Source organism: Escherichia sp. R1 (assembly GCF_003000935.1).
GTDB classification, from domain to species: domain Bacteria; phylum Pseudomonadota; class Gammaproteobacteria; order Enterobacterales; family Enterobacteriaceae; genus Escherichia; species Escherichia coli.
This window is the reverse complement of the sequence record NZ_PSRU01000017.1, coordinates 115,853-137,109: the sequence shown is the minus strand read 5'-3', so window position 1 is coordinate 137,109 and position 21,257 is coordinate 115,853. Positions and strand designations below refer to the sequence as shown.

Sequence of the window (21,257 nt, the reverse complement as noted above, 5' to 3'; positions counted from 1 at the left end):
GGTGCTTTTGCCGTTACGCACCACCCCGTCAGTAGCTGAACAGGAGGGACAGCTGATAGAAACAGAAGCCACTGGAGCACCTCAAAAACACCATCATACACTAAATCAGTAAGTTGGCAGCATCACCTCCGCCCGATAATCGTTTGTACCCTAACTGGCGCTATTCTCGGTGATATTCAGACTGGCTTAATTACCGGTGGTCTGACAGAGTTGGCTTTCGCCGGATTAACCCCTGCAGGTGGTGTTCAGCCGCCCAACCCGATTATGGCGGGTCTGATGACCACCGTCATTGCATGGTCTACGGGCGTTGATGCCAAAACAGCAATTGGTCTTGGCCTGCCGTTTAGTTTGTTAATGCAGTACGTCATTCTGTTCTTCTATTCCGCTTTCTCATTATTTATGACCAAAGCCGATAAATGCGCGAAAGAGGCGGATACGGCAGCGTTTTCCCGGCTTAACTGGACAACGATGCTCATCGTCGCTTCAGCGTATGCGGTGATTGCTTTCCTCTGTACTTACCTGGCACAGGGGGCGATGCAGGCGCTGGTGAAAGCGATGCCCGCCTGGCTGACCCACGGCTTTGAAGTGGCTGGCGGTATTCTGCCTGCCGTTGGTTTTGGCTTGCTGCTGCGCGTAATGTTCAAAGCGCAATATATCCCTTACCTGATCGCCGGTTTCCTGTTTGTTTGCTACATCCAGGTCAGCAACCTGTTGCCGGTTGCCGTACTGGGCGCAGGCTTTGCGGTGTATGAGTTTTTCAATGCGAAATCCCGGCAGCAAGCGCAACCGCAGCCCGTTGCCAGTAAAAATGAAGAAGAGGACTACAGCAATGGGATCTGAAATCAGTAAAAAAGATATCACCCGTCTGGGCTTTCGTTCGTCGCTGCTGCAAGCGAGCTTTAACTACGAAAGGATGCAGGCGGGCGGTTTTACCTGGGCGATGTTGCCGATCCTGAAAAAGATTTATAAGGACGACAAACCGGGCTTAAGCGCGGCGATGAAAGATAACCTCGAATTTATTAATACCCACCCGAATCTGGTCGGATTCCTGATGGGGTTATTAATTTCGATGGAAGAAAAAGGAGAAAACCGCGACACCATTAAAGGCCTCAAAGTGGCACTGTTTGGCCCAATCGCCGGGATTGGCGATGCGATTTTCTGGTTTACTTTGTTGCCGATTATGGCGGGAATTTGCTCATCATTTGCCAGCCAGGGAAACCTGCTGGGGCCGATTCTATTTTTCGCCGTTTACCTGCTTATCTTTTTCCTGCGCGTCGGCTGGACCCACGTCGGTTATTCAGTCGGCGTGAAGGCGATCGATAAAGTGCGAGAGAACTCGCAGATGATTGCCCGTTCGGCAACCATCCTCGGGATCACGGTAATCGGCGGGCTGATCGCTTCGTATGTGCATATTAACGTGGTGACATCGTTTGCCATCGACAATACCCACAGCGTTGCGCTGCAGCAGGATTTCTTCGATAAAGTCTTCCCGAACATTTTACCGATGGCCTACACCCTGCTGATGTATTACTTCCTGCGGGTGAAAAAAGCGCATCCGGTGCTGTTAATCGGCGTGACTTTTGTGCTCTCTATTGTTTGTTCCGCATTCGGCATTTTGTAAATGGAACGAGGCACTGCGTCTGGTGGTGCCTCTTTACTTAAGGAATTTCATCCTGTGCAAACCCTTCAGCAAGTTGAAAACTATACGGCGTTAAGTGAACGTGCCAGCGAATATTTATTGGCCGTGATCCGTAGCAAACCGAATGCCGTGATTTGCCTGGCGACCGGAGCCACGCCATTACTGACGTATCATTATCTGGTAGAAAAAATCCACCAGCAGCAGGTTGATGTCAGCCAGCTCACCTTCGTGAAGCTCGACGAATGGGTGGATCTGCCATTAACGATGCCAGGCACCTGCGAAACTTTCCTGCAACAGCATATCGTGCAGCCGCTGGGGCTACGTGAAGACCAGCTCATCAGCTTTCGCTCCGAAGAGATAAATGAGACAGAGTGCGAACGGGTAACGAACCTGATTGCGCGCAAAGGCGGTCTGGATTTATGCGTTCTCGGATTGGGGAAAAACGGTCATCTTGGGCTGAACGAACCGGGAGAAAGCCTGCAACCGGCCTGCCATATCAGTCAACTTGATGCCAGAACACAGCAACATGAGATGTTAAAAACCGCGGGTCGCCCCGTGACTCGTGGGATCACCTTAGGCCTGAAGGATATTCTCAATGCCCGCGAAGTTTTGTTACTGGTGACTGGCGAAGGAAAGCAGGATGCGACAGATCGTTTTCTCACGGCTAAAGTCTCTACCGCTATCCCGGCTTCATTTTTATGGCTGCACAGTAACTTTATTTGTTTAATTAACACCTAACCAGATGAAAAATTTGCTCAAAATGTTTAAATTAACTTATGTAACAGTCACGCATTATATTAAATAACATTTGACTGGGTTGAACATAACGCCGATAGCAAAAGGAGTTATGTTCAACAATTTAATTTTAGATATACATATAACTTGTTCTATTAATAAATCACCTCGTATTCTGACTCGCCCCCTGGCGCAGCAAAGTCAGGCATTTATACTCTTTTGAATACATAGAAAATTGATATCAATATAATGAAAATATCAAATATTTGCATATAAATATAATCTTAAAGTTCAGTCTATTTAATGTTCAATGAAATATTTCTGCCTGTATAATCTTTAAAGATGTTGAACATATATTCACATTAAATATGATTATGTACTTGTTACAAGGATAAGGTTATATATGAATAAAGTTACAAAAACAGCTATTGCGGGCTTACTTGCGCTTTTCGCAGGTAATGCCGCTGCAACCGATGGTGAAATAGTTTTTGATGGCGAGATTTTAAAATCCGCTTGTGAAATCAATGACTCTGATAAGAAAATTGAAGTTGCTCTTGGTCACTATAATGCCGAACAGTTTCGTAATATTGGCGAGCGTAGCCCAAAAATTCCATTCACTATTCCTTTAGTTAACTGCCCAATGACTGGGTGGGAGCACGATAACGGCAACGTTGAAGCGTCTTTCCGTCTATGGCTGGAAACGCGAGATAATGGCACCGTCCCTAACTTCCCTAATCTGGCAAAAGTAGGCTCTTTTGCTGGCATAGCGGCAACAGGTGTGGGTATCCGTATTGACGATGCGGAAAGCGGAAACATTATGCCACTGAATGCTATGGGCAATGATAACACGGTTTATCAGATCCCGGCGGAATCCAATGGTATTGTCAATGTTGACCTCATCGCTTACTACGTATCAACCGTAGTTCCATCAGAAATCACCCCAGGGGAAGCAGACGCTATCGTTAACGTAACGCTGGATTACCGTTAATACGTTAGGGCGTTATCTGACCTGTCAGATAACGCCCTTTTCCTTCCTCTTTCTCGTTGTATCAGGTTGAAAAATAACTATGTCAAAACGAACATTCGCGGTGATATTAACCTTGTTGTGTAGCTTCTGTATTGGCCAGGCGCTTGCAGGAGGAATCGTTTTACAGCGAACGCGAGTGATCTATGATGCCAGCCGCAAAGAGGCTGCGTTACCTGTCGCAAACAAAGGCGCAGAAACGCCTTATTTACTGCAATCATGGGTAGATAATATAGATGGTAAAAGCCGTGCCCCATTTATTATAACCCCACCGCTATTTCGTCTTGAGGCTGGCGATGACTCATCACTGCGAATTATTAAAACAGCTGATAACCTGCCTGAAAATAAAGAGTCGCTGTTCTACATTAATGTTCGTGCCATTCCTGCAAAGAAAAAATCAGATGATGTTAATGCTAACGAGTTGACGCTGGTATTTAAAACACGGATCAAAATGTTTTATCGCCCCGCACACCTGAAGGGACGGGTAAACGATGCGTGGAAATCACTGGAATTTAAACGTAGTGACCATTCACTCAATATATATAACCCAACTGAATATTACGTCGTATTTGCCGGACTGGCAGTCGATAAAACCGATCTCACAAGCAAAATTGAATATATCGCGCCCGGAGAACATAAACAGTTACCACTTCCTGCATCTGGCGGAAAGAACGTGAAATGGGCTGCGATCAATGATTATGGCGGCAGTTCCGGGACAGAAACTCGTCCACTGCAATAAAAAATATAAAAACACAGGTCATCAGGGAATGCCACAACGACACCACCAGGGACATAAACGCACACCGAAACAGTTGGCGCTCATCATCAAACGTTGTTTGCCGATGGTGCTCACTGGCAGCGGCATGCTTTGCACTACCGCTAACGCCGAAGAGTATTATTTCGACCCCATTATGCTGGAAACCACAAAAAGTGGTATGCAAACAACCGATCTGTCGCGTTTTTCAAAAAAATATGCACAACTACCAGGAACTTATCAGGTTGATATCTGGCTGAATAAAAAGAAGGTTTCACAGAAAAAAATTACATTTACCGCCAATGCAGAGCAACTTCTGCAGCCACAGTTTACGGTAGAACAACTACGTGAGCTGGGTATTAAGGTGGATGAAATCCCGGCGCTGGCTGAAAAAGATGACGATAGCGTGATCAACTCGCTTGAACAAATCATTCCCGGTACAGCTGCTGAATTTGATTTCAATCATCAGCAACTTAATTTGAGCATTCCCCAAATTGCACTGTACCGTGATGCAAGAGGTTACGTCTCCCCTTCTCGTTGGGACGATGGTATACCAACGCTGTTTACCAACTACTCGTTTACAGGTTCTGATAACCGTTACCGCCAGGGCAATCGTAGCCAACGACAGTACCTGAATATGCAAAATGGTGCTAATTTTGGCCCCTGGCGATTACGCAACTATTCCACATGGACACGCAACGATCAGACATCAAGCTGGAATACCATCAGTAGTTATTTACAACGTGATATCAAGGCGTTGAAGTCTCAGTTGCTTCTGGGAGAAAGCGCCACCAGCGGCAGTATTTTTTCCAGCTACACCTTTACTGGCGTGCAACTCGCTTCCGACGATAATATGTTGCCAAACAGCCAGCGCGGATTTGCCCCAACGGTACGCGGTATCGCAAACAGTAGTGCAATCGTGACTATCAGGCAAAATGGTTATGTGATCTATCAAAGCAACGTGTCAGCGGGTGCCTTTGAAATTAACGATCTCTACCCCTCTTCCAACAGCGGCGATTTAGAAGTCACGATTGAAGAAAGTGACGGTACACAACGTCGCTTTATCCAGCCTTATTCTTCATTACCCATGATGCAGCGACCTGGGCATCTAAAGTATAGCGCGACCGCTGGACGCTATCGCGCTGATGCAAACAGTGATAGCAAGGAACCCGAATTTGCTGAAGCCACGGCAATATATGGTTTGAATAATACTTTTACGCTGTATGGCGGCCTGCTCGGTTCTGAAGATTATTATGCGCTGGGGATCGGTATCGGCGGCACACTTGGCGCACTGGGCGCGTTGTCGATGGATATCAACAGAGCTGACACCCAATTCGATAACCAGCACTCTTTTCATGGCTATCAATGGCGTACGCAGTACATCAAAGATATCCCGGAAACCAACACCAATATCGCTGTCAGCTACTATCGCTATACCAACGATGGCTATTTTAGTTTTAATGAAGCCAATACCCGCAATTGGGACTATAACAGTCGCCAAAAAAGTGAAATTCAATTCAACATCAGCCAGACAATATTTGATGGGGTAAGTCTGTATGCCTCCGGTTCGCAGCAAGACTATTGGGGCAATAACGATAAAAACAGGAATATCTCTGTTGGGGTTTCCGGCCAGCAATGGGGAGTTGGTTACAGCCTGAATTATCAATACAGCCGCTACACTGATCAAAATAATGACCGCGCACTCTCTTTGAATCTCAGTATTCCGTTAGAACGCTGGTTACCGCGTAGCCGGGTTTCCTATCAGATGACCAGCCAGAAAGATCGCCCAACCCAACATGAAATGCGTCTTGATGGCTCACTGCTGGATGATGGTCGCCTGAGCTATAGCCTGGAACAAAGTCTGGATGACGATAACAACCATAACAGTAGCCTGAACGCCAGTTACCGTTCACCTTATGGCACCTTCAGTGCCGGATACAGCTACGGTAATGACAGCAGCCAATACAATTACGGCGTTACCGGCGGCGTGGTTATCCATCCTCATGGCGTGACGCTCTCGCAATATCTGGGCAACGCTTTTGCGCTTATCGATGCTAACGGAGCATCTGGCGTGAGGATACAAAACTATCCGGGGATTGCTACCGATCCTTTTGGCTATGCAGTGGTTCCTTATCTCACAACTTATCAGGAAAACCGTCTCTCGGTAGATACTACGCAGCTGCCCGATAACGTCGATCTTGAACAAACAACACAGTTTGTGGTGCCCAACAGAGGTGCAATGGTAGCGGCGCGTTTCAACGCCAATATCGGTTATCGCGTACTTGTTACAGTCAGCGATCGCAACGGTAAACCGTTGCCCTTTGGCGCTCTTGCCAGCAACGATGATACGGGGCAACAAAGTATCGTCGATGAGGGCGGCATACTATATCTCTCTGGGATATCGAGTAAATCACAAAGCTGGACTGTACGCTGGGGAAATCAGGCAGATCAACAATGTCAGTTTGCTTTCAGTACACCGGATTCAGAACCTACAACCTCTGTATTACAAGGCACAGCGCAGTGCCATTAAGGATAAAAAAATGAAAAGAGCGCCTCTTATAACAGGTCTTTTGTTGATATCCACATCCTGCGCTTATGCCTCCTCAGGAGGGTGTGGAGCCGACAGCACTAGCGGTGCGACAAATTACAGCAGTGTGGTTGATGATGTTACGGTGAACCAGACAGATAACGTGACAGGACGGGAGTTTACCTCTGCAACGCTAAGTAGCACTAACTGGCAATACGCCTGTTCCTGCTCTGCGGGTAAGGCAGTTAAACTTGTCTATATGGTCAGCCCCGTACTTACCACCACTGGACATCAGACAGGATATTACAAACTCAATGACAGCCTGGATATTAAAACCACATTACAGGCAAACGACATTCCAGGACTCACAACCGACCAGGTTGTCTCTGTTAACACCCGATTCACACAGATAAAAAACAACACGGTATATTCTGCTGCAACCCAAACGGGTGTTTGCCAGGGTGATACGTCTCGTTATGGACCCGTTAATATTGGTGCGAACACCACCTTTACCCTGTATGTCACCAAGCCATTTCTCGGCTCGATGACCATTCCGAAAACGGATATTGCCGTCATTAAAGGCGCGTGGGTCGATGGAATGGGAAGCCCGTCTACAGGTGACTTCCATGATTTAGTCAAGTTATCGATTCAGGGAAATCTCACCGCCCCACAGTCGTGCAAAATTAATCAGGGCGATGTTATTAAGGTTAATTTTGGATTCATCAATGGTCAGAAGTTTACCACCCGCAATGCCATGCCAGACGGTTTTACTCCAGTAGACTTTGATATCACTTATGACTGTGGTGATACTTCAAAGATTAAAAACTCGTTGCAAATGCGCATCGACGGTACAACTGGGGTAGTAGACCAGTACAACCTGGTCGCCAGGCGAAGAAGTTCAGACAATGTGCCCGATGTCGGTATTCGTATTGAAAATCTCGGCGGCGGAGTTGCAAATATTCCTTTTCAGAACGGTATCCTTCCCGTTGATCCTTCCGGGCATGGCACCGTCAATATGCGCGCCTGGCCAGTTAATCTGGTCGGTGGTGAGCTGGAAACAGGAAAATTTCAGGGCACAGCCACCATTACCGTCATCGTGCGGTAAAAGAAGACGTTGCGTTTTGATTAACGCAACGCTTCGGCACTGTTACCCCTGCTGCTCCAGCGCATACTTATACAGCGCATTTTTCTTCACGCCGTGAATTTCTGCGGCCAGCGCCGCCGCTTTTTTCAGCGGCAGTTCTGCCTGTAGCAGCGCCAGCGTGCGCAGGGCATCGGCGGGTAAGTCTTCTTCCTGTGCTTTATGACCTTCGACAATCAGCACCATTTCGCCTTTGCGACGGTTTTCATCTTCCTTTACCCACGCCAGCAGCTCGCCAACGGGCGCGCCGTGAATGGTTTCCCAGGTTTTGGTCAGCTCACGCGCCAGAACCACGTAGCGGGATTCGCCTAATACCGCAACGATATCTTCCAGGCTATCTAACAGACGGTGGGTAGATTCATAAAAAATCAGCGTGCGCGGCTCCGCTTCAATGGCTTTTAGCGCATCACGGCGGCCTTTTGATTTGGCAGGTAAAAAGCCTTCGTAACAGAAACGGTCAGAGGGTAAACCCGCTGCGCTTAACGCAGTGATAGCAGCACACGGCCCGGGTAGCGGCACCACGCGGATCCCCGCTTCACGGCAGGTACGCACCAGATGGTAGCCAGGATCGTTAATTAGCGGCGTTCCGGCATCGGAAACCAGCGCAATGTTTTGCCCCTCTTGCAGCTTCGCCAGCAGCGTTTCAGCTTTTTGTTGTTCGTTATGGTCGTGCAGCGCAAACAACCGGGCATTAATCCCAAAATGTTGCAGCAATAAACCGGTGTGACGAGTATCCTCGGCGGCAATCAGATCAACGGCCTGTAATACCTCTAACGCACGCTGGGTGATATCCGCCAGATTGCCGATTGGCGTCGGTACAATGTAAAGCTGGCCCTGAGAATTATCCGCCGATTGGTGTTGTTTCATTGTGTCGTCCGTATTGCCGATTTAATATTGAGCATTGCGTAAAAAAAATATCACTGGATACATTATGGTACCCTCAACATTTTCTCGTTTGAAAGCCGCGCGTTGTCTGCCTGTTGTTCTGGCAGCCCTGATTTTCGCCGGTTGTGGCACCCATACTCCCGATCAGTCCACTGCTTATATGCAGGGCACGGCGCAGGCTGATTCTGCCTTTTATCTTCAGCAGATGCAGCAAAGCTCTGATGATACCAGGATCAACTGGCAATTACTCGCCATTCGTGCACTGGTGAAAGAAGGTAAAACCGGGCAGGCGGTTGAGTTGTTTAACCAACTACCGCAAGAACTGAACGATGCTCAGCGTCGCGAGAAAACACTGCTGGCGGTAGAGATTAAACTGGCGCAGAAAGATTTTGCTGGCGCGCAAAACTTGCTGGCGAAAATCACACCTGCCGATTTAGAACAAAACCAGCAAGCGCGTTACTGGCAGGCAAAAATCGATGCCAGCCAGGGGCGTCCTTCCATTGATTTACTGCGCGCGTTAATTGCTCAGGAACCGCTGCTTGGCGCGAAAGAAAAACAGCAGAATATTGATGCCACCTGGCAGGCGCTCTCCTCCATGACTCAGGAACAGGCGAATACGCTGGTGATCAACGCCGACGAAAATATTCTGCAAGGCTGGCTGGATCTGCAGCGCGTCTGGTTTGATAACCGTAACGATCCCGACATGATGAAAGCCGGGATCGCCGACTGGCAGAAACGTTATCCGAACAATCCGGGCGCGAAAATGCTGCCAACGCAGTTGGTTAACGTAAAAGCGTTTAAACCAGCCTCGACCAACAAAATCGCCCTGCTGTTGCCACTGAATGGCCAGGCAGCGGTATTTGGTCGCACTATTCAGCAAGGCTTTGAAGCGGCGAAAAATATCGGCACTCAGCCAGTGGCAGCTCAGGTAGCTGCCGCACCTGCCGCAGACGTAGCTGAACAACCTCAGCCGCAAACCGTGGATGGCGTTGCCAGCCCGGCACAAGCCTCGGTTAGCGATCTGACCGGTGAACAGCCTGCAGCCCAGCCGGTGCCTGTAAGCGCCCCGGCGACAAGCACCGCAGCGGTAAGCGCACCCGCAAATCCATCCGCAGAGCTGAAAATCTACGATACCTCATCACAACCACTTAGCCAGATCTTAAGCCAGGTTCAGCAGGATGGCGCGAGTATTGTGGTCGGTCCGTTGCTGAAAAATAACGTTGAAGAGTTGCTGAAGAGCAACACTCCGCTGAACGTACTGGCACTGAACCAGCCGGAGAATATCGAAAATCGCGTCAATATTTGTTACTTCGCGCTTTCACCGGAAGACGAAGCGCGCGATGCAGCGCGTCATATTCGTGACCAGGGTAAACAAGCGCCGCTGGTGCTGATCCCACGCAGTTCATTGGGCGATCGCGTAGCCAATGCGTTTGCGCAAGAGTGGCAGAAACTGGGCGGCGGCACCGTTCTGCAACAAAAATTTGGTTCCACCAGCGAATTACGCGCGGGTGTTAACGGCGGTTCTGGTATTGCTTTAACGGGTAGCCCGATTACTCTCAGAGCGACAACCGACTCCGGCATGACGACCAACAATCCAACGCTGCAAACCACGCCAACCGATGACCAGTTCACCAATAATGGCGGTCGTGTCGATGCGGTGTACATTGTGGCAACGCCGGGTGAAATCGCTTTTATCAAACCGATGATCGCCATGCGTAACGGTAGCCAGAGCGGTGCAACGCTGTACGCCAGCTCCCGCAGTGCGCAAGGGACCGCTGGCCCGGATTTCCGACTGGAGATGGAAGGCTTGCAGTACAGCGAAATCCCGATGCTGGCAGGCGGTAATCTACCGTTAATGCAGCAGGCACTCAGCGCGGTGAATAACGATTATTCACTGGCTCGCATGTATGCGATGGGCGTCGATGCCTGGTCGCTGGCAAATCATTTCTCACAAATGCGCCAGGTTCAGGGTTTTGAAATCAACGGTAATACCGGAAGCCTGACGGCTAACCCGGATTGCGTGATTAACAGGAACTTATCATGGCTACAGTACCAACAAGGTCAGGTAGTCCCCGTCAGTTAACCACCAAACAGACCGGCGATGCGTGGGAAGCACAAGCGCGTCGCTGGCTGGAAGGCAAAGGACTGCGGTTTATCGCCGCTAACGTGAACGAGCGTGGCGGCGAGATCGATCTGATAATGCGTGAAGGCCGGACCACCATTTTTGTCGAGGTACGCTATCGCCGCTCTGCGCTTTATGGCGGCGCGGCAGCCAGTGTGACCCGCAGCAAACAACACAAATTATTACAGACTGCCCGCTTGTGGCTCGCGCGTCATAATGGGAGTTTTGATACTGTGGATTGCCGGTTCGATGTGGTAGCCTTCACCGGGAATGAGGTTGAGTGGATTAAGGATGCCTTTAATGACCACTCATAATTAAGGTTTAAGGATTAGCGTGCAAGAAAGAATTAAAGCTTGCTTCACTGAAAGCATTCAAACTCAAATTGCGGCGGCAGAGGCGCTTCCGGATGCCATCTCCCGTGCAGCCATGACGCTGGTTCAGTCTCTGCTCAATGGCAACAAAATCCTCTGTTGTGGTAATGGAACTTCCGCTGCCAATGCACAGCATTTTGCTGCCAGCATGATCAACCGTTTCGAAACGGAGCGGCCCAGCTTACCTGCCATTGCACTAAATACTGATAATGTTGTCTTAACGGCGATTGCCAACGATCGCTTACATGATGAAGTGTATGCAAAACAGGTGCGGGCGCTGGGTCATGCGGGAGATGTATTGTTAGCCATTTCCACCCGTGGCAACAGCCGCGATATTGTTAAAGCAGTTGAAGCCGCCGTTACGCGTGATATGACCATTGTGGCATTGACCGGCTATGACGGCGGCGAACTTGCAGGTTTGTTAGGGCCACAGGATGTGGAGATCCGCATTCCTTCGCATCGTAGTGCTCGCATTCAGGAAATGCATATGCTGACGGTAAATTGCCTGTGCGATCTGATCGATAACACGCTTTTCCCTCACCAGGATGATTAAGGAGAATACATGAAGGCATTATCGCCAATCGCAGTCCTTATTTCCGCGCTGCTGTTGCAAGGTTGTGTTGCCGCTGCCGTAGTGGGTACCGCTGCTGTGGGTACCAAAGCCGCAACTGACCCACGCAGTGTCGGCACCCAGGTGGACGATGGTACCCTGGAAGTGCGCGTGAACAGCGCATTGTCGAAAGACGAACAGATTAAGAAAGAAGCGCGCATTAATGTAACGGCCTATCAGGGCAAAGTGCTGCTGGTTGGGCAGTCACCAAATGCTGAACTTTCGGCTCGCGCCAAACAGATTGCTATGGGCGTAGACGGTGCCAACGAAGTGTATAACGAGATTCGTCAGGGCCAGCCGATTGGTCTAGGCGAAGCATCTAACGATACGTGGATCACCACCAAAGTGCGTTCGCAGCTCTTAACCAGCGACCTGGTGAAATCGTCCAACGTGAAAGTGACCACCGAAAACGGTGAAGTGTTCCTGATGGGGCTGGTGACTGAACGTGAAGCGAAAGCGGCGGCAGATATTGCCAGCCGGGTGAGCGGCGTGAAGCGGGTAACTACGGCGTTTACGTTTATTAAATAGCAGCCCCTTGTAATGCCTGATGCGACGCTTGCCGCGTCTTATCAGGCCTACAACGATACAAACCGTAGGTCAGATAAGGCGTTTACGCCGCATCCGACATGTTTTCCCTCAAATCAGAACAACAGCGCCAGCCCGCCGACAATCACACCAGACACTGCCACCATCGCCCCTGTCAGCCATAAGGCTTTCGCCGGGAACGCTTTGCGCAGCATAATCAGTGACGGCAAACTCACTGCCGGGAGCGTCATCAACAATGCCAGCGCCGGAGCGGTTCCCATACCTGCCAGCATCATCGTTTGTACAATCGGAATTTCTGCTGCCGTGGGAATGACAAACAAGCATCCTGCTACCGCCATCGCCACCACCCACATCAGGCTGTTATCGACAGCACCATCGGCATGGGGGAATAACCAGACGCGAGCGGCACCCAACACCAGTACTGCAAGGATGTAAACCGGGATCGTACTCCAGAAAAGCGTCCATAGCGCCCTGCCCCAGCGGCTAAAAAACCCGCCCTGTGCTTCCGGTATGTCAATTTCGACCGGTGCCTGCGTTTGCGGTGTTTCACGCACCCATTTTTGCACCAGCGTCGCAATCAGCAACACCATCACCAGCCCGGCCACCAGACGAATCGCCGCAAAACCCCAGCCGAGGACAAAGCCCATAAACACCAGCGTCGCCGGGTTTAACACCGGATTGCCCATCCAGAATGCCAGCGCACCGCCCATCGACACCTGTTGGCGACGCATTCCCGCCGCGACCGGAGCCGCACAGCAGGTACACATCATGCCCGGCAACGAAAACAGCGTTCCCAGCAGCGTGCCGCGAAAGCGCGATTGCCCAAGCGTACGCAACAACCAGTCACGCGGGATCAGCACCTGAATCAACGAACCGAGGATCACCCCCAGCACCGCCGCTTTCCATACCGCGAGGAAATAGATCATCGCGTAATCCAACGCCGCCTGCCATGGGTTAGCATCCGCCTGCGCAAGGATAGATTTACCGATACTGTGGGTTTCGGCAGCAGTAAACGCTTTGCCGTAGTAAGGTTCCCATTTCACATACCAGAGACCGGCAATGACAACGAGAAAGAAAAGCGCGGGTTTCCACCACTGAATGGGCGTTGCCGCCTGAGATGAAGACTGACCAGTCATAGCATTCCCCAGGAATAAGTTATGATAATTGAGCGCGTGAATATTACGCTCACTATCAATTCTTGGGAATAATTATTCAGCTCTTTTGCGTAATTCTGAAGAGCTTAAAATCGTCACGCCTTCATGCTCAGGCCGCATCGACTCTGCCAGCATGACCCGCGCCACGTCTCTCGCATCAATGGATTTCCAGTTACCTGGTAACAAACGGAACAGCGGCGCAAAAAGCGTTTCGTTCATCCGCTGTTTGCTACGATCGCCCAGTAACATCGACGGGCGAGCAATGGTCAATTTCGGCCAGTTCTGGGCGATTAATGCTTCTTCCATCTCCCCTTTGACGCGGTTATAGAAAAACGGCGAGTGGGCATTGGCACCCATCGCACTGACTACCAACATATGCTGCGCGCCCAGTCGCCGCCCGGTTAATGCGGTATCCACTACCAGCGTGTAATCGGCATGAATAAACGCCTCTTTGCTCCCCGCTTCTCGCCGCGTGGTGCCGAGACAACAAAACACAATGTCGATGGGATCGGTGACCTGCGCCAACGCGTCACTCAGTTGCGGATCATGGGGATTAAACACCCCGGGCATATCGCCCAACGGACGTCGCGTCGGCGCAGCAATGGCGTTAACTTTCGGTTCGTTAATCAACATCCGCAGCAGGTGACCGCCCACCAGCCCCGTTGCGCCTGTAATCAGTACCTGACTCATCTTCGCTCCTTTACAGAATTGTCTGCCTTGCGCTCCACGGCTCATGCACCAGGCTTAATAGACCATGAGGTAATTATCCCCGATTGTGGGAAATTCGCCTCATCCAATGCAACAACGCGGAGGAAGCATGAGTAAGAAAATTGCCGTTTTAATCACTGATGAATTTGAGGATTCAGAATTTACTTCACCCGCAGACGAGTTCCGTAAAGCCGGACACGAAGTGATTACCATTGAAAAACAAGCGGGTAAAACGGTGAAAGGCAAAAAAGGAGAAGCCAGCGTGACCATCGATAAATCCATCGATGAAGTGACGCCTGCGGAGTTTGATGCCCTGCTGCTACCGGGCGGCCATTCACCGGATTATCTGCGTGGGGACAACCGTTTTGTCACCTTTACCCGTGATTTTGTGAATAGTGGCAAACCGGTGTTTGCCATCTGTCACGGCCCGCAGTTGCTGATCAGCGCCGATGTGATTCGGGGGCGCAAACTGACCGCAGTTAAACCGATCATTATTGATGTTAAAAATGCGGGCGCGGAATTTTACGATCAGGAAGTCGTGGTTGATAAAGATCAGCTGGTTACCAGCCGGACACCGGACGATCTGCCAGCGTTTAACCGCGAGGCGTTACGCCTGCTCGGTGCCTGAGTCGCGTAGCCAAATCATTTTTTTACCAAAGCCCAGCGTGTTGTCGGTGAATTTGATTTCATCGAGCCGGATTTCCCACACCGGGGCCGACAGCATTCTGGCAACCGGAAAGCGACGATTGTACGCCTTGCGCGCGAGGTCGCTTTCCTCACCTTCCAGCCTGCGGATCTCACCTTTAAACTGCACACCGCGAATTAACGCTACCGTTTTCGGCTGACCGTTTACCGTTCCGGCAACCGCAGCCTGCGGCCCACTCATCTGCGCGTGGCGCGTTTTTTCTTCCGTCAAAATGTAGAAGGCGACTTTCTGCGCATCAAAAAGATAAAAGGCATTAGCGCACCAGAGTTCCCCTTCCTGCTGCACACACCAAGTGACAACATGTTGTTTTGCCAGCCAACGGCTGATGGCGATGAGTGTTTCCATTGCTGTTCTCTTTTATACTGTGGGCCTGACCTTAACATGCGACGCAGACGATGACACCCTGGTTTCTTTACTTGATCCGTACCGCCGACAATAAGCTTTATACCGGGATCACCACGGATGTCGAACGCCGCTATCAGCAGCACCAAAGCGGCAAAGGGGCGAAAGCACTGCGCGGGAAAGGAGAACTAACGCTGGTGTTTTCCGCGCCAGTGGGCGATCGTTCGCTGGCGTTACGGGCGGAATATCGCGTTAAGCAACTGACCAAACGGCAAAAAGAGCGTCTGGTAGCGGAAGGCGCAGGGTTTGCAGAGCTGTTAAGCAGTCTGCAAACCCCGGAGATTAAAAGCGATTGAAATGCTCGTGATACTCAACCAGGCCGGTAACGCCATTCAGCGCGTCATCCGCTAAACGATGTACCTGGAAGGCGCTTTCAGTGCCCGGCCAGCGGCAACGCAGATCGTGATGCGCCGCCAGTTCAAAGCCGAAACGACTGTACAGCGCCGGATCGCCCAGCGTCACCACTGCGGCATAGCCGAACTCATTAAGCGAATCGAGTCCTTCATAGACCAGTTGGCGTGCCAGCCCCTGTCCACGGTATTTTTCATCAACCGCCAACGGTGCCATGCCGACCCATTGCAGGTCTTCGCCCTGCACATCAACCGGACTAAATGCCACATAGCCAATGACCTGACCTTCGTCATCTGTCGCCACCAGCCCCAGCGTCAGAAAGCCATCTTCACGCAGATCGTGAACCAGCTTCGCTTCCGCATCACTTTCGAATGAGCGACGCAGCAGGGCATCAATACCCGGCGCATCAATGGGAATTTCTACTCGAATTAGCATGGTTCACCTACCGATGTCTGTTTGGTTTCAGGCGCGGTTTTCATTCCCGCCTCAACAAAATCCGCCAGTTGCAGCAGCATCATGCGTAAGGCTTTCGGCATTTGCTCCAGTTCAATGGCGTCCATCAGGTTTTTCACATACAGCCCCAGCTCCGTATCGCCTTCAATCACCAGCCGACGCTGGAAGAAGAGCGTATCCGGATCTTGTTTACGCGCCGCAATCATCAGCAGATCGCTGGCGTCGGCACTAAAACTCACATCAGCTTGCGCGTTCTGGCTAACGACCAGTTTGCCATTCACCACCGAGGTAAACCATTGCAGGTCAATATCACGCACATGAATACTTAACCAGCGGCCTTCAAGAAACTCCAGCTCGCCATCATCCAGCGCCTGGCGGAATTGCCAGCTTAAGACCTGCTCAAGAACCTGGCGTTTTAGCGCAAATGGCGTCAGTTTTACCGGTACACTCAACAGAGATGGCCCCAAATGCACAATACGGGAACGCAGTTTATCCAACACGAGTTTTACTCCCTGTTTCAACAATCATCCTATTTTGCCATATCAGAAAAATAACATAGCGGTATAAATCAACAATTCCATATGAAATTGCTGCTACCACCAATACAACTTTAACTGCCTTAAATCAAAAATTGTCGCAGCAAGGTTAACTAAAATCCCAGTTCGTTAACATTTTTGCGTTTTGATAGCGCAACCTTCAGGAAAAATTATGGAGCTGCTCTGCCCTGCCGGAAATCTCCCGGCGCTTAAGGCGGCCATCGAAAACGGCGCAGATGCTGTTTATATCGGGCTAAAAGATGATACCAATGCCCGTCACTTCGCCGGCCTTAACTTTACCGAGAAAAAATTGCAGGAAGCGGTGAGTTTTGTCCATCAACATCGCCGCAAACTTCACATCGCGATTAACACTTTTGCGCATCCGGACGGTTACGCCCGTTGGCAGCGCGCCGTGGATATGGCGGCGCAGCTGGGTGCCGACGCGCTGATCCTCGCCGACCTCGCCATGCTGGAGTACGCCGCCGAGCGTTATCCGCATATTGAGCGCCACGTATCGGTGCAGGCTTCGGCGACCAATGAAGAGGCGATTAACTTTTATCATCGCCATTTTGACGTTGCTCGCGTGGTGCTGCCGCGCGTGTTGTCGATTCATCAGGTGAAACAACTGGCACGGGTCACACCTGTACCACTGGAAGTCTTTGCTTTCGGCAGCCTGTGCATTATGTCGGAAGGTCGTTGCTATCTGTCGTCGTATCTGACGGGTGAATCGCCCAACACCGTGGGTGCGTGTTCTCCGGCCCGTTTCGTGCGCTGGCAACAAACGCCGCAGGGGCTGGAATCCCGCCTGAACGAAGTGCTGATCGACCGTTATCAGGACGGCGAAAACGCAGGTTATCCGACGCTGTGTAAAGGGCGTTATCTGGTGGACGGCGAGCGCTATCACGCGCTGGAAGAACCAACCAGTCTCAATACCCTTGAGCTGCTGCCGGAGTTAATGGCGGCGAATATCGCTTCGGTGAAAATTGAAGGCCGCCAGCGTAGCCCGGCGTATGTCAGCCAGGTGGCGAAAGTCTGGCGTCAGGCTATCGACCGTTGTAAGGCCGATCCGCAAAACTTCGTGCCGCAAAGCGCGTGGATGGAGACGCTCGGGTCGATGTCCGAAGGCACGCAAACTACCCTTGGCGCGTATCACCGTAAATGGCAGTGAGAAAAGCAATGAAATATTCCTTAGGGCCGGTGCTATGGTACTGGCCAAAAGAGACGCTGGAAGAATTTTATCAGCAGGCCGCCGCCAGCAGCGCAGACGTGATTTATCTTGGTGAAGCGGTCTGTAGCAAACGCCGGGCAACCAAAGTTGGCGACTGGCTGGAGATGGCAAAATCGCTCGCCGGAAGTGGCAAGCAGATTGTGCTCTCCACGCTGGCGCTGGTGCAGGCATCCTCCGAACTGGGCGAACTGAAACGCTATGTTGAGAACGGTGAGTTTCTGATTGAAGCCAGCGATCTCGGCGTGGTGAATATGTGCGCTGAACGCAAACTGCCGTTCGTCGCCGGGCACGCGCTGAACTGCTACAACGCGGTGACGCTGAAAATATTGCTCAAACAGGGCATGATGCGCTGGTGTATGCCGGTGGAGCTTTCCCGCGACTGGCTGGTGAATCTGCTTAATCAGTGCGATGAGTTGGGCATTCGCAACCAGTTTGAAGTGGAAGTCCTGAGCTACGGTCATCTACCTCTGGCCTACTCCGCCCGCTGCTTTACCGCGCGTTCGGAAGACCGCCCGAAAGATGAGTGTGAAACCTGCTGCATTAAATATCCGAACGGGCGCAACGTACTGTCGCAGGAAAACCAACAAGTGTTTGTACTCAACGGCATTCAGACCATGAGCGGCTACGTTTACAACCTCGGTAACGAGCTGGCATCCATGCAGGGGCTGGTCGATGTGGTCCGCCTGTCACCGCAGGGTACCGACACTTTCGCGATGCTCGACGCCTTCCGCGCTAATGAAAATGGCGCTGCGCCACTCCCGTTGACGGCAAACAGCGACTGTAACGGCTACTGGCGGCGGCTGGCCGGGCTGGAGCTGCAAGCGTAAGTATATAGCTCACTTTGTTAACAACTTTAACTACTCTTTAATGCAGTATTAAAGACTAATCGGTAACAAAGTGAGCTGTTATGACTGATAAAACCATTGCGTTTTCGCTACTCGATCTGGCCCCCATCCCCGAAGGTTCTTCAGCGCGGGAAGCGTTCTCCCACTCTCTCGACCTCGCCCGTCTGGCTGAAAAGCGCGGCTATCATCGCTACTGGCTGGCAGAACACCACAATATGACCGGCATTGCCAGTGCTGCAACGTCGGTGTTAATTGGCTATCTGGCGGCGAATACCACCACGCTGCATCTGGGGTCTGGCGGCGTGATGTTGCCTAACCACTCACCATTGGTGATCGCCGAACAGTTCGGCACGCTCAATACGCTCTATCCGGGGCGAATCGATTTGGGGCTGGGTCGTGCACCGGGTAGCGATCAGCGAACCATGATGGCGCTGCGTCGTCATATGAGCGGCGATATTGATAATTTCCCCCGCGATGTCGCGGAACTGGTGGACTGGTTTGACGCCCGCGATCCCAATCCGCATGTGCGCCCGGTACCAGGCTATGGCGAGAAAATCCCCGTGTGGTTGTTAGGCTCCAGCCTTTACAGCGCGCAACTGGCGGCGCAGCTTGGTCTGCCGTTTGCGTTTGCCTCACACTTCGCGCCGGATATGTTGTTCCAGGCGCTGCATCTTTATCGCAGCAACTTCAAACCGTCGGCACGGTTGGAGAAACCGTATGCGATGGTGTGCATCAATATTATCGCCGCCGACAGCAACCGCGATGCCGAATTCCTGTTTACCTCAATGCAGCAAGCCTTTGTGAAGCTGCGCCGCGGCGAAACCGGGCAACTGCCGCCACCGATTCAAAATATGGATCAGTTCTGGTCGCCGTCCGAACAGTATGGTGTGCAGCAGGCGCTGAGTATGTCGCTGGTGGGCGATAAAGCGAAAGTGCGTCATGGCTTGCAGTCGATCCTGCGCGAAACCGACGCCGATGAAATTATGGTTAACGGGCAGATTTTCGACCACCAGGCACGCCTGCATTCATTTGAGCTGGCGATGGATGTTAAGGAAGAGTTGTTGGGATAGTGTGTCTTAACGCGGGAAGCCTTATCCGAGCTGGCAACGCTGTCCTACATAGACCTGATAAGCGAAGCGCATCAGGCATTGTGTAGGCAGCAGAAATGTCGGATAAGGCACCGCTGATTACTGATACACCGGCAGTAAATTAAAGCTCGATAAAATATGCACCAGTGCGTTGCCGACGCCAAACACCAGAATCAGCGCAATCATCGGCTTGCCACCCCAGACGCGGAATTTCGGGCTGCCAAAGCGTTTACGCGATGCACGGGCTAACAGCGCCGGAACAATTGCCGCCCAGATGGTAGCCGCTAAACCAGCATAACCAATGGCGTACAGGAATCCGTTCGGGAACAACAGCCCCCCCACAACTGGCGGGGCAAAGGTCAGCAATGCCGTTTTCAAGCGGCCCACAGCCGAGTCGTCGAAACCAAACAGATCTGCCAGATAGTCAAACAAACCCAGCGTTACGCCAAGGAACGAACTCGCTACCGCAAAGTTTGAGAACACGACCAGTAGAAGATCCAGACTACGGCTGTTCAGTACGCCGCTTAACGCCTGTACCAGCACATCAATATTACCGCCCTTCTCGGCGATGCCGATAAACTCCGGACGCGGGATGTTACCCATCGTCGCCAGCAACCAGATGGTATACAGCGCCAGCGCCATCAGCGTACCGTACACCAGGCATTTCACGATGGTTTTCGGATCTTTGCCGTAATACTTCATCAGGCTCGGTACGTTACCGTGATAACCAAACGATGCCAGACAGAACGGCAGCGTCATCAACAGATACGGTGCATAAGACGCATTGCTTTCGGCGACGTTGAACAATGTCGCAGGCTGCACATGCCCCAGCAGGCTACCGAAGGTGAGGAAGAAGGTAATGACTTTCGCCCCCAGCACAATCGCTGTCATGCGACTGACGGCTTTGGTGCTCAACCACACCACAAACGCCACCAACAGTGCAAAACCAAAACCCGCTGCCCGTGCCGGGACGTTTAGCGACATCTCTGCGAAGGTGTGATGCAGAATCGAACCACTGGCAGAAATATAGGCATAGGTCAGGATGTAGAGCACAAAGGCAATAGAAATGCCGTTGACCACGTTCCAGCCTTTGCCGAGCAGGTCTTTGGTGATGGTGTCAAAGCTCGAACCGATTCGGTAATTCAGGTTAGCTTCCAGAATCATCAAGCCGGAATGCAGCATACAGAACCAGGTGAAAATCAGCGCCGCCATTGACCAGAAGAACCACGCCCCGGACATGACCACTGGCAGAGAAAACATCCCTGCGCCAATAATGGTGCCGCCGATAATCACCACGCCGCCAAGCAGCGACGGTGACGTTTGGGTGGTGGTTAGTGTTGCCATGAGGGCTTCTCTCCAGTGAAAAATAGTGCGACTGCGTTGTTATGCATTGCACTGTACCAGTACATGAGTACAAAAGACAGAAAAAAAG

General features: G+C 51.3%; 23 protein-coding genes and 1 pseudogene. 16 read left to right on the top strand and 8 right to left on the bottom strand.

The features are described 5' to 3' along the window. Positions 1-72: IS1 family transposase (locus tag C4F37_RS19885; RefSeq protein ID WP_001568368.1), on the bottom strand; the 72-nt coding region annotated here is incomplete at its 3' end. Between the two features lie 57 nt (positions 73-129). On the opposite strand from C4F37_RS19885, the pseudogene agaC reads away from it, so the two are divergent. The 7 genes and pseudogenes from agaC to C4F37_RS19850 form a co-directional block, all read left to right on the top strand. Beyond that, positions 130-840: pseudogene (agaC, locus tag C4F37_RS19880) on the top strand (PTS galactosamine transporter subunit IIC); the annotation flags it as partial. Beyond that, entirely contained in the window at positions 830-1,621 is a 792-nt protein-coding gene (gene agaD / locus C4F37_RS19875; RefSeq protein WP_000534347.1) for a PTS galactosamine transporter subunit IID, read from the top strand. The pseudogene agaC and the gene agaD, both read left to right, overlap by 11 nt. Then, positions 1,622-2,377: a galactosamine-6-phosphate isomerase gene (locus C4F37_RS19870; RefSeq protein WP_001311150.1), complete on the top strand. Its 756-nt coding sequence runs from the start codon at positions 1,622-1,624 to the stop codon at positions 2,375-2,377. It begins immediately after the preceding gene. Positions 2,378-2,777: 400 nt separating this feature from the next. Next, the gene (locus C4F37_RS19865) at positions 2,778-3,362 is read left to right on the top strand and encodes a fimbrial protein (RefSeq protein ID WP_001045432.1); all 585 of its coding nucleotides are present in this window, start codon (positions 2,778-2,780) and stop codon (positions 3,360-3,362) included. Positions 3,363-3,441: 79 nt separating this feature from the next. Next, positions 3,442-4,137 (top strand): fimbrial biogenesis chaperone, encoded by a 696-nt coding sequence (locus C4F37_RS19860; RefSeq protein ID WP_000044775.1) that lies wholly within the window; start codon positions 3,442-3,444, stop codon positions 4,135-4,137. A 28-nt stretch (positions 4,138-4,165) separates the two neighbouring features. After that, positions 4,166-6,682, top strand: coding sequence for a fimbria/pilus outer membrane usher protein (locus tag C4F37_RS19855; RefSeq protein WP_001355538.1), 2,517 nt, complete (start codon positions 4,166-4,168; stop codon positions 6,680-6,682). A gap of 10 nt (positions 6,683-6,692) precedes the next feature. Then, the gene (locus C4F37_RS19850) at positions 6,693-7,784 is read left to right on the top strand and encodes a fimbrial protein (protein WP_000816992.1); all 1,092 of its coding nucleotides are present in this window, start codon (positions 6,693-6,695) and stop codon (positions 7,782-7,784) included. A 42-nt stretch (positions 7,785-7,826) separates the two neighbouring features. Here the strand turns inward: C4F37_RS19850 and rsmI are convergent, their stop codons facing one another. Next, positions 7,827-8,687: a 16S rRNA (cytidine(1402)-2'-O)-methyltransferase gene (gene rsmI / locus C4F37_RS19845; protein ID WP_000809262.1), complete on the bottom strand. Its 861-nt coding sequence runs from the start codon at positions 8,685-8,687 to the stop codon at positions 7,827-7,829. Between the two features lie 64 nt (positions 8,688-8,751). Between rsmI and lpoA the strand changes: the two genes are divergently transcribed. Genes lpoA through dolP form a run of 4 tightly spaced genes read left to right on the top strand, consistent with a single transcriptional unit; the run spans position 8,752 to position 12,336 of the window. Beyond that, positions 8,752-10,788, top strand: a complete 2,037-nt coding sequence (lpoA, locus tag C4F37_RS19840; RefSeq protein WP_000249104.1) for a penicillin-binding protein activator LpoA — start codon at positions 8,752-8,754, stop codon at positions 10,786-10,788. Further along, positions 10,746-11,141, top strand: coding sequence for a YraN family protein (locus tag C4F37_RS19835; protein ID WP_000246830.1), 396 nt, complete (start codon positions 10,746-10,748; stop codon positions 11,139-11,141). Before lpoA ends, C4F37_RS19835 begins: the two co-directional genes overlap by 43 nt. Before the next feature lie 19 nt (positions 11,142-11,160). Next, positions 11,161-11,751, top strand: coding sequence for a DnaA initiator-associating protein DiaA (gene diaA, locus C4F37_RS19830; RefSeq protein ID WP_001158034.1), 591 nt, complete (start codon positions 11,161-11,163; stop codon positions 11,749-11,751). Between the two features lie 9 nt (positions 11,752-11,760). Next, complete coding sequence (gene dolP, locus C4F37_RS19825) at positions 11,761-12,336, top strand: division/outer membrane stress-associated lipid-binding lipoprotein (RefSeq protein ID WP_000646033.1); 576 nt, start codon at positions 11,761-11,763, stop codon at positions 12,334-12,336. Between the two features lie 113 nt (positions 12,337-12,449). Here the strand turns inward: dolP and C4F37_RS19820 are convergent, their stop codons facing one another. Together C4F37_RS19820 and C4F37_RS19815 are read right to left on the bottom strand one after the other, a co-directional pair. Beyond that, positions 12,450-13,490, bottom strand: a complete 1,041-nt coding sequence (locus C4F37_RS19820) for a permease (protein ID WP_000147574.1) — start codon at positions 13,488-13,490, stop codon at positions 12,450-12,452. 72 nt (positions 13,491-13,562) lie between these two features. Next, a complete protein-coding gene (locus C4F37_RS19815) occupies positions 13,563-14,198 on the bottom strand; it encodes an NAD(P)H-binding protein (protein WP_001300423.1) in 636 nt (211 codons plus the stop codon). A gap of 127 nt (positions 14,199-14,325) precedes the next feature. Here C4F37_RS19815 and yhbO point away from each other — a divergent pair, with 127 nt between their 5' ends. Beyond that, positions 14,326-14,844, top strand: a complete 519-nt coding sequence (gene yhbO, locus C4F37_RS19810; RefSeq protein WP_000037608.1) for a protein/nucleic acid deglycase — start codon at positions 14,326-14,328, stop codon at positions 14,842-14,844. On the opposite strand, the gene C4F37_RS19805 is transcribed toward yhbO, so the two are convergent. Further along, complete coding sequence (locus C4F37_RS19805) at positions 14,824-15,267, bottom strand: YhbP family protein (protein ID WP_000449030.1); 444 nt, start codon at positions 15,265-15,267, stop codon at positions 14,824-14,826. The genes yhbO and C4F37_RS19805 overlap by 21 nt on opposite strands. A gap of 50 nt (positions 15,268-15,317) precedes the next feature. On the opposite strand from C4F37_RS19805, the gene yhbQ reads away from it, so the two are divergent. Further along, entirely contained in the window at positions 15,318-15,620 is a 303-nt protein-coding gene (yhbQ, locus tag C4F37_RS19800; RefSeq protein ID WP_000189333.1) for a DNA damage response exodeoxyribonuclease YhbQ, read from the top strand. Here yhbQ and C4F37_RS19795 read toward each other — a convergent pair. Continuing rightward, positions 15,607-16,110 (bottom strand): GNAT family N-acetyltransferase, encoded by a 504-nt coding sequence (locus C4F37_RS19795; RefSeq protein ID WP_000908554.1) that lies wholly within the window; start codon positions 16,108-16,110, stop codon positions 15,607-15,609. The two genes, yhbQ and C4F37_RS19795, sit on opposite strands and share 14 nt — an antisense overlap. Beyond that, on the bottom strand, positions 16,104-16,628 hold the full coding sequence (gene ubiT / locus C4F37_RS19790) for a ubiquinone anaerobic biosynthesis accessory factor UbiT (protein ID WP_001295552.1): 525 nt from the start codon (positions 16,626-16,628) through the stop codon (positions 16,104-16,106). Before ubiT ends, C4F37_RS19795 begins: the two co-directional genes overlap by 7 nt. 208 nt (positions 16,629-16,836) lie before the next feature. Here ubiT and ubiU point away from each other — a divergent pair, with 208 nt between their 5' ends. From ubiU to C4F37_RS19775, 3 genes are all read left to right on the top strand, one after another. Next, on the top strand, positions 16,837-17,832 hold the full coding sequence (gene ubiU, locus C4F37_RS19785) for a ubiquinone anaerobic biosynthesis protein UbiU (RefSeq protein ID WP_000421305.1): 996 nt from the start codon (positions 16,837-16,839) through the stop codon (positions 17,830-17,832). An 8-nt stretch (positions 17,833-17,840) separates the two neighbouring features. Beyond that, entirely contained in the window at positions 17,841-18,719 is an 879-nt protein-coding gene (locus tag C4F37_RS19780; protein WP_001298329.1) for a U32 family peptidase, read from the top strand. A gap of 80 nt (positions 18,720-18,799) precedes the next feature. Then, positions 18,800-19,807 carry a luciferase-like monooxygenase gene (locus C4F37_RS19775; RefSeq protein WP_000130380.1) on the top strand — a complete coding sequence of 336 codons (1,008 nt, stop codon included), beginning with the start codon at positions 18,800-18,802 and terminating at the stop codon, positions 19,805-19,807. Between the two features lie 117 nt (positions 19,808-19,924). Here C4F37_RS19775 and mtr read toward each other — a convergent pair whose 3' ends face one another. Then, positions 19,925-21,169 (bottom strand): tryptophan permease, encoded by a 1,245-nt coding sequence (mtr, locus tag C4F37_RS19770; protein WP_000224351.1) that lies wholly within the window; start codon positions 21,167-21,169, stop codon positions 19,925-19,927. Positions 21,170-21,257: the final 88 nt, after the last annotated feature.

Coding starts and splice junctions, on each gene's coding strand:
- C4F37_RS19805 (WP_000449030.1), bottom strand. CDS start 15,267: ATGGAAACACTCATCGCCATCAGCCGTTGGCTGGCAAAACAACATGTT.
- agaD (WP_000534347.1), top strand. CDS start 830: ATGGGATCTGAAATCAGTAAAAAAGATATCACCCGTCTGGGCTTTCGT.
- C4F37_RS19850 (WP_000816992.1), top strand. CDS start 6,693: ATGAAAAGAGCGCCTCTTATAACAGGTCTTTTGTTGATATCCACATCC.
- lpoA (WP_000249104.1), top strand. CDS start 8,752: ATGGTACCCTCAACATTTTCTCGTTTGAAAGCCGCGCGTTGTCTGCCT.
- C4F37_RS19815 (WP_001300423.1), bottom strand. CDS start 14,198: ATGAGTCAGGTACTGATTACAGGCGCAACGGGGCTGGTGGGCGGTCAC.
- C4F37_RS19820 (WP_000147574.1), bottom strand. CDS start 13,490: ATGACTGGTCAGTCTTCATCTCAGGCGGCAACGCCCATTCAGTGGTGG.
- C4F37_RS19855 (WP_001355538.1), top strand. CDS start 4,166: ATGCCACAACGACACCACCAGGGACATAAACGCACACCGAAACAGTTG.
- rsmI (WP_000809262.1), bottom strand. CDS start 8,687: ATGAAACAACACCAATCGGCGGATAATTCTCAGGGCCAGCTTTACATT.
- C4F37_RS19780 (WP_001298329.1), top strand. CDS start 17,841: ATGAAATATTCCTTAGGGCCGGTGCTATGGTACTGGCCAAAAGAGACG.
- C4F37_RS19870 (WP_001311150.1), top strand. CDS start 1,622: ATGGAACGAGGCACTGCGTCTGGTGGTGCCTCTTTACTTAAGGAATTT.
- yhbQ (WP_000189333.1), top strand. CDS start 15,318: ATGACACCCTGGTTTCTTTACTTGATCCGTACCGCCGACAATAAGCTT.
- mtr (WP_000224351.1), bottom strand. CDS start 21,169: ATGGCAACACTAACCACCACCCAAACGTCACCGTCGCTGCTTGGCGGC.
- yhbO (WP_000037608.1), top strand. CDS start 14,326: ATGAGTAAGAAAATTGCCGTTTTAATCACTGATGAATTTGAGGATTCA.
- ubiU (WP_000421305.1), top strand. CDS start 16,837: ATGGAGCTGCTCTGCCCTGCCGGAAATCTCCCGGCGCTTAAGGCGGCC.
- dolP (WP_000646033.1), top strand. CDS start 11,761: ATGAAGGCATTATCGCCAATCGCAGTCCTTATTTCCGCGCTGCTGTTG.
- C4F37_RS19795 (WP_000908554.1), bottom strand. CDS start 16,110: ATGCTAATTCGAGTAGAAATTCCCATTGATGCGCCGGGTATTGATGCC.
- C4F37_RS19865 (WP_001045432.1), top strand. CDS start 2,778: ATGAATAAAGTTACAAAAACAGCTATTGCGGGCTTACTTGCGCTTTTC.
- C4F37_RS19860 (WP_000044775.1), top strand. CDS start 3,442: ATGTCAAAACGAACATTCGCGGTGATATTAACCTTGTTGTGTAGCTTC.
- C4F37_RS19775 (WP_000130380.1), top strand. CDS start 18,800: ATGACTGATAAAACCATTGCGTTTTCGCTACTCGATCTGGCCCCCATC.
- C4F37_RS19835 (WP_000246830.1), top strand. CDS start 10,746: ATGGCTACAGTACCAACAAGGTCAGGTAGTCCCCGTCAGTTAACCACC.